13 protein-coding genes and 2 riboswitches are annotated in these 13,469 nt (G+C 72.8%); of the genes, 7 read left to right on the top strand and 6 right to left on the bottom strand.

Annotated features, from left to right (window positions below):
* Positions 1-11 precede the first annotated feature (11 nt).
* From ACYU8W_RS12445 to cbiE, 6 genes are all read right to left on the bottom strand, one after another.
* Positions 12-860 carry an energy-coupling factor ABC transporter ATP-binding protein gene (locus tag ACYU8W_RS12445; RefSeq protein ID WP_499469496.1) on the bottom strand — a complete coding sequence of 283 codons (849 nt, stop codon included), beginning with the start codon at positions 858-860 and terminating at the stop codon, positions 12-14.
* Positions 857-1,618 (bottom strand): cobalt ECF transporter T component CbiQ, encoded by a 762-nt coding sequence (gene cbiQ, locus ACYU8W_RS12440; protein WP_499469494.1) that lies wholly within the window; start codon positions 1,616-1,618, stop codon positions 857-859. The genes ACYU8W_RS12445 and cbiQ overlap by 4 nt, the downstream gene beginning before the upstream one ends.
* Positions 1,615-1,899, bottom strand: coding sequence for an energy-coupling factor ABC transporter substrate-binding protein (locus tag ACYU8W_RS12435; protein ID WP_499469492.1), 285 nt, complete (start codon positions 1,897-1,899; stop codon positions 1,615-1,617). Before ACYU8W_RS12435 ends, cbiQ begins: the two co-directional genes overlap by 4 nt.
* Positions 1,892-2,587: an energy-coupling factor ABC transporter permease gene (locus tag ACYU8W_RS12430; protein ID WP_239702679.1), complete on the bottom strand. Its 696-nt coding sequence runs from the start codon at positions 2,585-2,587 to the stop codon at positions 1,892-1,894. Before ACYU8W_RS12430 ends, ACYU8W_RS12435 begins: the two co-directional genes overlap by 8 nt.
* Positions 2,588-2,619: 32 nt before the next feature.
* A riboswitch (cobalamin riboswitch) is annotated at positions 2,620-2,760 on the bottom strand.
* Complete coding sequence (gene cobM, locus ACYU8W_RS12425) at positions 2,737-3,489, bottom strand: precorrin-4 C(11)-methyltransferase (protein ID WP_499469490.1); 753 nt, start codon at positions 3,487-3,489, stop codon at positions 2,737-2,739. It overlaps the preceding riboswitch by 24 nt.
* Entirely contained in the window at positions 3,486-4,694 is a 1,209-nt protein-coding gene (gene cbiE, locus ACYU8W_RS12420; protein WP_499469488.1) for a precorrin-6y C5,15-methyltransferase (decarboxylating) subunit CbiE, read from the bottom strand. Before cbiE ends, cobM begins: the two co-directional genes overlap by 4 nt.
* A riboswitch (cobalamin riboswitch) is annotated at positions 4,691-4,902 on the top strand. Its footprint overlaps the gene before it by 4 nt.
* Here cbiE and ACYU8W_RS12415 point away from each other — a divergent pair.
* The 7 genes from ACYU8W_RS12415 to cbiB all read left to right on the top strand — a co-directional run bounded on the left by ACYU8W_RS12415 (position 4,902) and on the right by cbiB (position 13,397).
* Positions 4,902-7,010 (top strand): VWA domain-containing protein, encoded by a 2,109-nt coding sequence (locus tag ACYU8W_RS12415; protein WP_499469486.1) that lies wholly within the window; start codon positions 4,902-4,904, stop codon positions 7,008-7,010. It overlaps the preceding riboswitch by 1 nt.
* Positions 7,010-7,624, top strand: a complete 615-nt coding sequence (gene cobO / locus ACYU8W_RS12410; RefSeq protein WP_499469484.1) for a cob(I)yrinic acid a,c-diamide adenosyltransferase — start codon at positions 7,010-7,012, stop codon at positions 7,622-7,624. Before ACYU8W_RS12415 ends, cobO begins: the two co-directional genes overlap by 1 nt.
* Positions 7,618-10,164, top strand: coding sequence for a bifunctional hydrogenobyrinic acid a,c-diamide synthase/histidinol phosphate aminotransferase CobBC (cobBC, locus tag ACYU8W_RS12405; protein WP_499469482.1), 2,547 nt, complete (start codon positions 7,618-7,620; stop codon positions 10,162-10,164). The genes cobO and cobBC overlap by 7 nt, the downstream gene beginning before the upstream one ends.
* A complete protein-coding gene (cobA, locus tag ACYU8W_RS12400; protein ID WP_499469480.1) occupies positions 10,161-11,159 on the top strand; it encodes a uroporphyrinogen-III C-methyltransferase in 999 nt (332 codons plus the stop codon). Before cobBC ends, cobA begins: the two co-directional genes overlap by 4 nt.
* Positions 11,156-11,947, top strand: coding sequence for an adenosylcobinamide-GDP ribazoletransferase (locus ACYU8W_RS12395; RefSeq protein WP_499469478.1), 792 nt, complete (start codon positions 11,156-11,158; stop codon positions 11,945-11,947). Before cobA ends, ACYU8W_RS12395 begins: the two co-directional genes overlap by 4 nt.
* Positions 11,944-12,477, top strand: a complete 534-nt coding sequence (locus ACYU8W_RS12390) for a bifunctional adenosylcobinamide kinase/adenosylcobinamide-phosphate guanylyltransferase (protein ID WP_499469476.1) — start codon at positions 11,944-11,946, stop codon at positions 12,475-12,477. The genes ACYU8W_RS12395 and ACYU8W_RS12390 overlap by 4 nt, the downstream gene beginning before the upstream one ends.
* The gene (cbiB, locus tag ACYU8W_RS12385) at positions 12,474-13,397 is read left to right on the top strand and encodes an adenosylcobinamide-phosphate synthase CbiB (RefSeq protein ID WP_499469474.1); all 924 of its coding nucleotides are present in this window, start codon (positions 12,474-12,476) and stop codon (positions 13,395-13,397) included. Before ACYU8W_RS12390 ends, cbiB begins: the two co-directional genes overlap by 4 nt.
* Positions 13,398-13,469: the final 72 nt, after the last annotated feature.

The following is a 13,469-nucleotide window of genomic DNA, read 5'->3' as shown; positions in this document are numbered from 1 at the left end:
TGTTCGCCGGTTTAGTCGCGGCAACTAAGCGCCAGCACAGTACCCACCAGGTCGTCGGCGGTGCGCGGACGGTCGTCGGCGAGCAGGTCGAGCCCCAACGCGGCGCCCACCCGCACGACGGCCGGCACCGCCACCCGCGAGGCGGTGAGGGCGTCGGCGTCCGACATCACCTCGGCGCACGAACCTTGTCGAATTCCGCCCTGCTGCAGCAGCACCACGTCGTCGGCCCACGCCCAGGCGAGATCGCTGTCGTGGGTCGACACCACCACGGTGGTGCCGGCCCGTTCGAGCCGGGCGAGTGCGTCGAGGGCATCACGCACCCCGACGTCGTCGACCCCCGCCGTAGGTTCGTCGAGCAGCATCACCGCCGGACGCATCGCCATCGCCCCGGCGAGCGCCACCCGTTTACGTTGCCCGTAGGACAGGTGATGCACCGGCCGGTCGGCGAGCGGCAGCAGGTCGAGCAGCGCGAGCGCCTCCTCCACCCTGGCGCGCACCTCCGGCGCCGGCAGGCCGAGGTTCGTCGGGCCGAAAGAGACGTCGCGCCGCACGTCGGCGCTCACCAACTGGTCGTCGGGGTCTTGTCCGACGAATTGCACCCGCTGCCGGTGCTCGTTCAGTCGCGATCGGCTGTGGTGCAACGGTGTTCCGTGCCAGAGCACCTGCCCTGCGGTCGGGCGCAGTGCTCCCGCGAGCGTGCGCAGCAGCGTCGTCTTGCCCGAACCGTTCGCACCGAGCACCGCGATCCGGCGGCCGGCACGCACCTCGACGGTGGCGTGGTCGAGCACCTCCGGGGCGCCGGGGTAACCGACGTCGACCCCGCGCAACGCCAGCACCGGTGGCTGCGATCGGTCGCTCATCGCAGCACCACCGATGCCGCCGCAGCCACGGCGACGACCGCCATCGACGAGCCGACGAAGGGCCACGACACGGGCCGTTCGGGCGCCAGCATGCGCAGTGACCCGCTGTACCCGCGACCGGCCAGGCCGCGTTCGAGTCGTGCGGCGCGGTCCCACCCGTGCACGAGCGTGCGCACGAACAGTGCCGCGACCGACCGACGCGCAGAGGAACCACGGGCGTAGCCGAGTCGGGCCGCCTGCGCCTCTCGGGTGCGGGTGAGCGTGGCCCCGAGCACGAAGATCAGCCGGTACATCGCGCCGGCCAGATCAAGCATCACCTCCGGCACCCGCAACCGCCGCAACGATTCGAAGACGTCAACGACCGGCGTGGTCGAGGCGAGCAGCAATACCGCTGCGCTGCAACCGAATGCGCGTGATCCGATGAGCACGGCCGACGACACGCTGCGTTCGTCGACGGCCAACGGTCCGGCGGTGAGCACCGGGTGCGGCACCGCGCCGACCGACACGACCACGCCGACCAGCCCGATAAGGGTGAAGATCAGCGGGCCGGTCCAGGCCGCCACGAAGGTGCGCCACGGCACCCGCGCGCAGGCCACCGCGGCAAGCAGCGCGAACAACCCGATGCCGATCGGCACAACGGGTGCCGTGGCCGACACCGCCACCAGCAGCAGCCCGCCCGACAAAACGGCCTTCTCCGCCACCGAGCGCGTACGCCAGCGGTTGGTCCAGGCCGCGTCGTCGAGGGCGAACCTCGTCACGCGCGTTTGCCCTTGCGCCGCTCGTGCAGCTTGCCCACGACGAACCCGAGCACGATGCCGCCGAGGGCGGCCTGCATCGCGAACAGCCCCGACTCCACCTCGCCGCCGGGGATGCGGAACGGCAACTCGAACCACGGTCGGTACCCGCTGCTCTCGATCGCGGCACCGGCCGCGGCATCGGTGCCGCCCTGGTCGCCGTGGCCGGCTCCGAACATGAGTGCGGCGACGAAGATCGCCACCACGGTGAGCACGATCGCCACCGTCACCAGATGCTTACGCACGACCCGCCACCTCCGGCTCGGCCGCGGGCTGTTCGGCGGCCGGCGCGAACACCGTCCGCAGCTGCTCGGGAGCCCAGTCGCGCAGCGCCCGGAACAACAGCACGCCCACGAGTCCTTCGATCACCGCGAGCGGCACCTGGGTGAGCGCGAAGATCGCGAGGAAGCGGCCGAACGCGCCGACGATGCCCGACCCCGGGTCGGGGTGGGCCAGCGCGAGCTGCGCCGAGGTGACCACGTACGTCGACAGGTTGGCGAGCGCGACACCGGTGAAGATCGCGATCCACGGGTGCACCCGGCGCAGCACCCGGAAGCACAGGTAACCGATCCACGGGCCGGCGATGGCCATCGAGAAGACGTTCGCGCCGAGCGTGGTGATGCCGCCGTGCGACAGCAGCAGCGCCTGGAAGATCAGCACGACCGTGCCGAGCGCCGCCATCACCGGCGGTCGGAAGATGATCGCGCCGACACCGGTGCCGGTGGGGTGCGAGGAGCTGCCGGTCACCGACGGCAGCTTGATCGCCGACATCAGGAAGGTGAACGCGCCCGACGCCGCGAGCAGCAGCTTCGATTCGGGGTCGTCGTCGACGATCTGTCTGATCCGACGGACGCCGTGCACGACGAAGGGCGCGGACGCAGCGGTCCAGGCGAGACAGTGAAGGGGTGGCAGGAAGCCGTCGGCGATGTGCAAAGCACCGCACCTCTCTCGGGATGACGCGTCCCGACGAAGAACTGCCGGCGGGGAGTTCCTGACTCGCAGCGTTGGCTGCTCACAGTGGCGCGACCGTCCCCGACTTCCACGGGGTTCCTCGATCCGTCCGGCAATGGACGTTCCGGAGGCTACCCGACGGCGGGTCGGGTGCGGCGACTGGAGTAGAGGTGCGACTCGACGAACTCCTGCGCGGCGAGCGCCCGCCCGACGATGATGACGGCGGCCTGCCGCAGCCCGTGGGCCTCCACCTGGTCGGCGATATCAGCGAGCGTGCCTCGCAGCACCAGTTCGTGCGGACCGCTCACCTGCGAGCCGACGACCACCGGGCAGTCGGCGCCATAGTGCGGCACGAGTTCGTCGGCCAGCCGGCGCACGTGCCGGATCGCGAGGTGCAGCACCAGGGTGGCACCGGTCGCGGCGAAGTTCGCGAGCCTTTCACCCTCGGGCATCTTCGTCGAATCCCGTTGTGCCCGAGTCAGCACCACCGACTGCGCCACCTCGGGCACGGTGAGTTCACGGCCGACGAGGGCTGCCGTTGCGGCGTACGCCGAGACGCCCGGCGTGATCTGCCAAGGCACCCCCGCCGCATCGAGCCGGCGGGTCTGCTCGGCGACGGCCGAGTAGATCGTGGGGTCGCCCGAACACAACCGCGCGACGTCCTTGCCCGCGGCATGCGCCCGCGCCATCACGGCGATGATGTCGTCGAGGTCGAGGTGTTGGGTGTCGACCAGCTCGGCATCCGGCGGGCAGTGCGAGAGCACCTCGTCGTCGAGGTAGGTGCCGGCGTACAGGCACACCGTGCACTGCGCGAGCAGGTTCGCGGCACGCACCGTGATGAGGTCGGCGGCGCCGGGGCCGGCGCCGATGAAGTGGACGGTCATGGGGTCTCCTTGGGCTTGCCGGCGCTCCATTGCACGACCGGCCGGGCCGGCGTCCACGACAGGTGGCGGCCGAGCGGGCGGGCGTGTTCGACGCTGATACGGGTGAGTTCGCCGCCGTATCTGCCGGCAGCCGCGAAGAGGATCTGCTCGGTGTCGAGGGTGACCGCGTGGGCCACGAAGCGGCCACCACCGCGCAGCCGCCGCCATCCTCGTTCGAGAAGTTCGGCGGTGAGACCGCCGCCCACGAAGATCGCATCGGGCGTCTCGAGCTCGTCGAGTACGACGGCCGACCGGCCCTCCACCACCTGCAGCAGGTCGTCGACGCCGAGGCGAACACTGTTGCGGCGCAGCCGTTCTGCGCGCTCGGGGTGCTGCTCGACGCTGACGCACCGGGCGTCGCGGCCGGCGAGGCACCATTCGATGCCGACGCTGCCCGAACCGGCACCGAGATCCCACAACAGCGCGCCGGGCGTCGGACGCAGGTGGCCGACGGCCGAGGCCCGCAGGTCGCGTTTGGTGATCTGGCCGTCGTGTTCGAAGCAGTCCTCGGCGCGCCCCGGCGCCGGCCCGTCGAGGACGGCGTCGGTCGGCACCGCCACCGTGCACAGCACCAGATCGGGGGTGCGTTCGCCGTCCCAACGGCCGGCAGTCGCCGTCCGGCACCCCTCGTCGGTGCCACCGAGATGCCACCACGCGGTCATCGCCGCATCGAGACAACCGGCGTCGACGAGCAGGTCGGCGAGCGCCGCCGGAGTGGTGCCGTCGGAACAGAGCACGATCAAGCGGGCGCCCGGCGCGAGCCGACGCCGCACCCGGTGCAGCGACCGCCCGACGACAGTCACCACCTCGCACGACTCGGCCGACCAGCCGGCCCGCGCCCGGGCCAACGCCACCGACGAGACAGCCGGATGCAACCGCACCGCATCGGCGCCGAGCAGCTCGATCAGGGTGCTGCCGATGCCCGAGAGCGTGGGGTCGCCGCTGGCCAGCGCGACCACCTGGCCCGGCGGCAATTCGTCGACGAGACGGGGCAATTCGGCCCGTAGCGGCGACGGCCACACCCGTCTGGTCTGACCCTCGACGGCGGGCAGGGAGGCCAGCTGGCGGCGTCCGCCGAGCACGACGGCGGCGTCGCTCACGAGACGCTGCAACCGCTTCGGAAGGTCGGCGAAACCCGCATCGGTGACCCCCACGACGTCGATCATGGGGCCTCACCCTAGGTCAGGGTCGCTGTGCCATGATGACCCGGACACCAACGAGGAATCCGGTGCAAATCCGGAGCGGTCCCGCCACTGTGAGCCGTCGGCCAACGCCGACAGCAAGCCAGGACGTCCGAGGTGTCGGCCCGGCCGAACCCGGCGTGGGTCCACCGCTATGACGAGCGTGGTAACTCGTCAGGAGGTTCGATCTCGTTGTCGCAGTTTCCTTTTGCGGCCATCGTCGGTGCCGACGACATGGCGCTTGCTCTCGTGCTCACCACCGTCTCGCCCGAGGTCGGTGGTGTGCTGGTGCGCGGCGAGAAGGGCACCGCAAAGTCGACCATGGTGCGCGCCCTCGCCGAGGTGCTGCCCGACGTCGAGGTGGTCGAGCACTGCCGCTTCGGCTGCGACCCGCGCCGCGACGAACGCTGCCCCGACAGCCCGCACGACGACACGCCCACCCGGATGCGCCCGGCGCGACTGGTCGAACTCCCGGTCGGCGCGACCGAGGACCGCGTCGTCGGCTCGCTCGATCTGGGCAAGGCGCTCGCTGCCGGTGAGACCAGCTTCGAGCCCGGCCTGCTGGCGCAGGCGCATCGCGGCCTGCTGTACGTCGACGAGGTCAACCTGCTGCACGACCACCTCGTCGACCTCCTCCTCGACGCCGCCGCGATGGGCCGCAACACCGTCGAGCGCGATGGGGTTTCGATTTCTCACGCCGCCCGCGTGACCCTTGTCGGCACGATGAACCCGGAGGAGGGTGAGCTGCGCCCGCAGCTGCTCGACCGCTTCGGGCTCACCGTCGAGGTGCGCGCGTCCCGCGACCCGCAGCACCGCGCGGAGGTGGTGCGCCGGCGACTGGCGTTCGACGCCGACCCGATCGCGTTCGCCGACCGCTTCCGCCCCGAGCAGCAGGAGCTGCGCAGCCGACTGCACGACGCGTCGGCCCGGGTCGCCACGGTGCGCCTGGGTGACCGTGCGCTGGCCACCATCGCCCGGGTGTGCGCCGGGTTCGACGTCGACGGCATGCGCGCCGACATCGTCACCGCCCGCGCAGCCCGCGCCCACGCCGCCTGGTGCGGGCGCGACGAGGTGACCAAGGACGACATCCGCGTGGCCGCCCGACTCGCGCTGCCGCACCGGCGTCGACGCAACCCGTTCGACGCGCCGGGCCTCGACGAGGAACTGCTCGACCGGTTGCTCGACGAAGACCCCGACCCCGAGCCCGACGGCCCCGAACCCGACGGCCTGGAGCCCGACGGCCCGCAACCGGACGAGCCCGGCGACGAATCCGGCGACGAGTCCCCAGAGGGCGGAGACACCGGCGACGGTGGCTCGCCGGGAAAGCCCGCCGACGACCGGTCGACCACGCCGGCGCCGTCCGACCGTTCCGACGACAGCTCCGACGGGCTCAGCGACCACGCAACCGACGACCCGGCCGGCGACGACGCGAGCGACAACGCCGCACCCACCGAACGCCCGAGCGCCGTCGGCGTCGCCGCTCCGAACTCGGCGTTCCGAGCTCGCACGTTCACCGTGCGCGGCATCGGCGCCGGGTCTGCCGGGCGCCGCAGCGCCGCCATCACCTCCGCGGGTCGCACCATCGGGTCGACACGCCGCGCCGACGGTGCACAGCGCCTCCACCTCCCGGCGACGATCACTGCCGCGGCCCCCCGACAACACGAACGCGGACGTCGCGACGGTCGGCTGCGGTTCGCCACCGACGACGTGCGCCTGCGCATCACCCAGGGCAAGGAGTCGAATCTCGTGCTCTTCGCCGTCGACGCCTCCGGGTCGATGGGCGCACGGCAGCGGATGAGCGAGGTGAAGACCGCCGTGATGAGCCTGTTGGTCGACGCCTACCAGCGGCGCGACCGGGTGGGCGTGATCAGCTTCGCGGGCGCCGGCGCCGACCTGGTGCTGCCGCCCACCGGTTCGGTCGAGGCGGCGGCGTGCTGCCTCAGCGACCTGCCCCACGGCGGTCGCACCCCGCTGGCCGAGGGGCTGCTGCGCACCCTCGCCACGGTGCAGGTCGAGCGGCTGCGCGACCCGCACCGACGCCCCCTGGTGGTCGTGCTCACCGACGGCAGGGCGACCGCAGGGCCCGACGCCCTCGTCCGCGCTCGTGAGATCGCGACGGCCTGGCCGACCCTCGGCCTGCAGACCGTGGTCGTCGACTGCGAATCGGGACGCTTCCGGATGGGGCTCGCGGTCGACCTCGCGGCCCGGATGGGCGCCGAACACGTGCCGCTGGAGCGGGTGGCCGCAACCGAGATCGTCGATGTGGTGCGCCGGTCGACCGGCGCCGGGAAGGCCGCCTGATGGTGCAAGGACAGACGCCCGTCGAGGCCAACGACGGCCTCACCACCCGGCAGCGGCGCAACCGTCCGCTGGTGATCGTGCACAGCGGCGCCGGCAAGGGAAAGTCGACGGCGGCCTTCGGACTCGCGCTGCGCGGCTGGAACCAGGGCTGGTCGATCGGGGTGTTCCAGTTCGTGAAGTCGGCCAAGTGGCGCATCGGCGAGCAGGCCGCGCTCGAGGCGCTCGACCGGGTGCACCGCGAGACCGGCGAAGGCGGGCCGATCGAGTGGCACAAGATGGGCTCGGGTTGGTCGTGGTCGCGCAAGGCCGGCAGCGAGGACGACCACGCCGCCGCGGCCCGCGAGGGCTGGGCCGAGATCAAGCGGCGGCTGCAGCAGCAGACCCACGGCCTGTACGTGCTCGACGAATTCACGTACGTGCTCAAGTGGGGGTGGGTCGACGTCGACGACGTGGTGCGAACCCTGAGTGAGCGCAACGGTTTTCAGCACGTCATCATCACCGGACGCGACCCCCACCCGAAGCTGCTCGAGATCGCCGACCTGGCCACCGAGATGACCAAGATCGCGCACCCGTTCGATCAGGGTCAGAAGGGCCAGAAGGGCATCGAATGGTGACCCAGCCGCGGTTGGTGGTGGCCGCCGCGGCGTCGGGCCAGGGCAAGACGACCGTGTCGGTCGGCCTCATGGGCGCATTGCGGGCGCACGGTCACGCCGTCGCCCCCGCCAAGTGCGGACCCGACTACATCGACCCCGGCTACCACGAACTCGCCACCGGCCGGCCGAGCCGCAACCTCGACCCGTGGCTCACCTCGCCCGAGCTCGTCGCGCCGCTGTTCCTGCGCGGATGCCTGCACCCGACACCCGCCGACGTCGCGGTGATCGAGGGCGTCATGGGGCTGTTCGACGGACGGCTCGGAGCCGACGGGTTCGCCTCCACCGCCCACGTCGCGGCGCTCACCGCCTCGCCGGTGCTGCTCGTCGTCGACATCTCCTCGGCCGCGCGCACGGTCGGCGCGCTGGTGCGCGGCCTCGCCACCCACGACCCAGCGGTGCGGGTGGCGGGCGTGGTGCTCAACAAGGCCGGCAGCGACCGACACGCCGCCGAGGTGCGCCGCGCCGTCGAGCAGCAGGGATATCCGGTGCTCGGGGTGCTCCCGCGCGATGCCGGCATCAGTGCACCGTCGCGCCACCTCGGGCTGGTGCCGGCGTCGGAACGACACGACGCGCAGGCCTCGCTCGACCGCCTCGCCGAGCAGACCGCACAGCACATCGACATCGACGCGGTCTTCGAGATCGCTTGCACCGCAAAGCAGTTGGACGCCGAACCCTGGGCTCCGCCGGTCGTCGACCGACCCGCCCGACGAGTGGCCGTCGCGGGCGGAAGGGCGTTCACCTTCCACTACGCCGAGACCGCCGAGATGTTGGCGGCCGCCGGCTGCGAGCCGGTGCGCTTCGACCCCGCCACCGACCGCGACCTGCCGTCCGGCACCGCCGGGCTCTACCTCGGCGGCGGGTTTCCCGAGGCACACCTCGGCGCGCTCGCCACCAACACCCGGTTGCTGGCCCAAGTGAGCGACGCAGTGTCGTCGGGTCTGCCGACGGTGGCCGAATGCGCCGGTCTGCTCTACCTGTGCGAATCGCTCGACGGCCGGCCGATGGCCGGGGTGCTGCCCGCGCGCGCCGCGATGCAGCCGCGCCTCACCCTCGGCTACCGCGACGCCACACTCACCGTCGACAGCCTGCTCGGCCCCGCCGGCACCACCGTGCGCGGTCACGAGTTCCACCGCACCCGCACCGACCCCGGTCACGGCACCGCGGCGGCCTGGCACTTCCCCAGCGGTCCCGAAGGTTTCGCCCTCGACCCCGCCCGCACCGGTCGCACCACCGTGCACGCCTCCTACCTGCACACGCACTGGGCGGGAGCGCCGCAGCTTGCGGCGGCGTTTGCCGATGCGGTGCACGAGTTCGCGCCGGTCATCGACGCCCGGCCGGTGCGCGCCGTGGGCTCTGTCGACCCACGCGCCGTCGACCCACGCCCGGCGGCCGATAAGCAGTCGACCGTCAGCGACGCACACCACGACGACACACGCCCCGGCGACGCACACCACGGCGACGACGACATCCGCGACCGTCCCGACCTCGTCGACCTCGCAGTCAACGTGCGCCTGCCCGCGCCGCCCGCCTGGTTGGCCCGCGAACTCGCCGACGGCATCCCCGGGCTCGGCGCCTACCCCGACGCGACGGCGGCCCGCCACGCGATCGCCCGCCGACACCGGGTCGACCCGTCGATGGTGCTGCCCACCGCCGGGGGTGCCGAGGCGTTCACCCTCATCGCCCGCGCGATCGAGGGCCGCACTCCGCTGATCGTCGAACCGCAGTTCACCGAGCCCGCCCAGGCGCTCGCGGCCGCCGGGCGCACCGCCGACCGGCTCGTGCTGCGCGCCGAACACGGGTTCGTGCTCGACCCGGCCGCTGTCGACCCCGCGGCCGACCTGGTGTTCGTGGGCAACCCGACCAACCCCACCGGCGTGCTCCACCCACGCGCCACCCTGCACGCGCTGCGCCGCCGCGGACGCGTGCTGGTGATCGACGAGGCGTTCGCCGACGCCGTGCCCGGCGAGACCGAGGCGTGCATCTCGCCCGACCCGGAGCAGCTGCAGTCGATGCTCGTCGTGCGCTCGCTCACCAAGACCTGGGGCGTGGCCGGCCTGCGCGCCGGCTACGTGATCGGCGACCCGCAACTCATCGAGCTGCTGCGCCGCCAACAGCCGCACTGGTCGGTGTCGTCGCCCGCTCTCGCCGTGATGCTCGCGACGACGTCCGACCGTGCGCTGCGCGAGTCGGCGCAGGCCGCCCGCGACCTCACCTCCGCCCGTGAGCACCTCGCCGGCGCACTGGAGCGCCGCGGGCTGCGTCCGGTGCCCGGGGTAGCACCCTTCGTGCTCGTCGAAGTGGGCGACGAGGTGCGAGAAGCGTTGCGACACAGCGGTTTCGCCGTGCGGCGCTGCGACACCTTCGCCGGCCTGTCCGACCGTTGGATCCGGGTTGCCGTGCGCGACCCGCACACCATCGACACCTTCCTGAGAGCGCTCGACGACGCTCTCGCCATTACCCGTAGCGCCGCTGCAGCCGAACCCGAAGAGGTGCCCGCATGACCTTCTGGAAACCGGGTGACCGTGCCCTGTTGCGCCGGCCGGGCGCCGATGCCGACCACGCCGTGCACCGTCTGCTCGAGGCCGGCTTGTTCGTCGACGTCGAGACGCAGACACCCGGCCCCCGGCTGCTCGACCTGCAGTCGCGCGGACTCGTCGGGATCGTGGCGCACCCGGACCTCGACGACTACGCGGTGGTGCTGCGCGACGACGTCCGCCCCGCCGACGCGCCCACCGGCAGCACCGGGCCCGGACGGGTGACCCTCGTCGGCGGCGGCCCCGGACCCACCGAGCTGCTCACCGTCGCCGGACTCGCCGCCGTGCGGGAAGCCGACGTCGTCGTGTGCGACCGGCTCGCCCCGCTCGGTGCGCTGACCGGCATCAGCGCCGAAATCGTGCACGTCGGCAAGATCCCGCGCGGCGAGTTCACCCCCCAGGAACAGATCAACCGGCTGCTCGTCGAGCACGCCCAGCGCGGACGAAATGTGGTGCGGCTCAAGGGCGGTGACAACTTCGTGTTCGGGCGTGGCGGTGAGGAATGGAACGCCTGCAGTGCGGCCGGCATCGAGGTGCGTGTCGTGCCCGGGGTGAGCAGCGCCCTCGCGGCGCCGGCCCTCGCCGGGGTGCCGGTGACCCACCGCGACATCACCCAGGGTTTCGCCGTGGTCAGCGGACACGTGCCGCCCGACGACCCGCGCAGCACCGTCGACTGGGACGGCATCGCCCGCAGCGGCCTGACCCTGGTGGTGCTCATGGGCGTGGCGACCCTGCCCGCGATCTGCCGACGCCTGATCGATGCGGGGCTCGACCCGCACACCCCTGCCGCGTCGATCAGCGACGGCGGCCTGCCCAGTCAGCAGTCGGTGCGCGGCACCGTCGCGTCGATCGCGGCCGACGCCGAGACCGCCGGCATCCGCGCCCCCGCCGTCACCGTCATCGGGGCGACAGTGGATGCGCTCGACGCCGCGAGCGTCGACCGGCTCGCAGCGGTCCGATGAGGGCGACTCCTTCGCCGGCTCTGGCCGGCCTGCGGCTGGCCGTCGGCACCCTGACCGTGGTGCCGACCGGCGACATCGGCCCCGTCGACCTGCGCACCGCAGGGTGGGCGATGGCCCTCGCTCCGGTCGCCGCGCTGCCGGTGGCCCTCGGCGCCGCCGCGGTGACGTGGGCCGGCACCTGGCTCGACCTGCCGCCACTGGCGGTGGGCCTGTGCGCCGTGGCGACCACTTCGCTCGCCACCCGTGCGATGCACCTCGATGGTCTCGCCGACACGGTCGACGGCCTCGGCGGCGGATGGACCCGCGAACGCGCGCTGGAGATCATGCACTCCGGCGACATCGGACCGATGGGCGTCGTTGCGCTCGTGCTCGCGCTCGGTCTACAGGCGGCCCTCATCGGCAGTCTCGCGTTGCTGCCGTGGGGCGCCCTGCTCGTCGCCGTGGCGGTCATGGTCGGGCGAGCCTCGACCGTGCTCACCTGTCTGCGCGGCATCCCGTCAGCCCGCCCGACCGGCATGGGTGCGACGGTCGCCGGCACGGTGGCGTGGCCGGCCGCCGCGGCGGTGCAGTCGGTCTCCGTGGCGCTGCTCACCGGCGCGGCCGCACTGGCCGGTCTGCCCTGGTGGCACGGAGCGCTGGCGGGAGTGTTCGCGGCGCTCGGCGTGCTGTGGCTGCTGCGGGTGTGTTGCCGCCGGTTCGGCGGGGTGAGCGGCGACATCATGGGCGCCTCCATCGAGCTGGCCACCACCATCGCGCTGCTCGTGCTGGCAGCGGGCGCACTGCGATGAAGACCCTCGTCACCGGCGGGGTGCGCTCGGGCAAGAGCGCCGCGGCCGAGGCGGCCATGTCGGCTGCGGCGCCCGACGGCGCCGTCGTCTACGTGGCCACCGGACCCACCACCGACGACCCCGACTGGGCCGATCGCATCGCCGAGCACCGCGCGCGGCGCCCCACGGACTGGACGGTGCTCGAGACCACCGACCTGGCCGCCGCGCTCACCGACCGCACCGAGGCACTGCTCGTCGACTGCCTCGGCACCTGGCTCACCGCCCGCCTCGACACCCTCGCGGTGTGGGACGCGCCGTCCGCCGAGTGGGCGCGGGCGCTCGACGCCGAGTTCGACGCGGTGGTCGACGCGCTCGCCGCCCGCCGCGAACCGGCCGTGCTCGTCAGCAACGAGGTGGGGCTGGGGTTGGTGGCGCCGCACCGGTCGGGACGCATCTTCGCCGACAGCCTGGGCCGGCTCAATCAACGAGTGGCAGCCGTGTGCGACCGCGTGGTGTTGGTGGTCGCCGGGCAGTCGCTGGTGATCAAGTGAGCACGCGCCCCTATAAGCGACGTGCCGCCGGGTTGCTCGCCGGCTACCTCGCCGACCGCGTGCTCGGCGATCCGCGGCGGCTGCACCCGGTGGCCGGATTCGGCTGCACCGCAGCCGCATTGGAGAAGCTCACCTACCGACCGACGCGGGCGGCCGGAGCGGCGCACGTGTGCCTGCTGGTCGGTGCCGTGGCGTTCGCCGGACGGTTGCTGCCGCGGCACACGGTGGTCGTCGCGGCGGCCACGTGGACGGTGCTCGGCGGCCGATCGTTGGAGCGTGAGGCGCTCGCGGTGCACGACCTGCTGGCCGGCGGCGACCTCGACGGTGCGCGGGTGCGGGTGCGCAACCTGGTCGGTCGCGACACCAGCGGCCTCGACGCGGGCCAGGTGGCGCGCGCCGCGGTGGAGTCGGTGGCCGAAAACGGTTCGGACGCCGTCGTCGCGCCGCTGTTCTGGGGTGCGGTGGCCGGCACGCCGGGATTGCTGACGCATCGCGCGATCAACACGCTCGACGCGATGGTCGGCCATCACACTCCCCGATACGAGCAGTTCGGTTGGGCCGCAGCCAAACTTGATGATCTCGTCAATTGGCCGGCGGCGCGGGTGAGCGTGCTGTGCACGATGCTGGTGCAGCCCCACCGAGCCCGGGCGATCGTGGCGACGGTACGCCGCCACGCGCCCGCCCACCCCAGCCCGAACGCCGGCCCGGTGGAGTCGGCGTACGCTGCCGCCCTCGGGGTGCAACTCGGCGGCACGAACAGTTATCACGGCGCGGTCGAGCACCGCGGGGTGCTCGGCGACGGACGGGCCGTCGCGCCCGATGACCTGCTGCGCGTCGTCCGGCTGCATCGCGGGGTGTGCGGCGCGGCCCTTGCGCTGAGCGTTGCCGCGTCGCTCGGCGTCTCAGCGCTGCGAAGCTGATGGCGACGCCCGGACCGTCTCTGCGGCGGCCGCTGGGACAACGCCTCGCTGTTTTCGATCTCGCTGGAGCTG

It is taken from the genome of Yimella radicis (genome assembly GCF_054778255.1).
The sequence above is the reverse complement of the archived record's forward strand: the minus strand, read 5'-3'. Positions and strand labels throughout refer to the sequence as shown.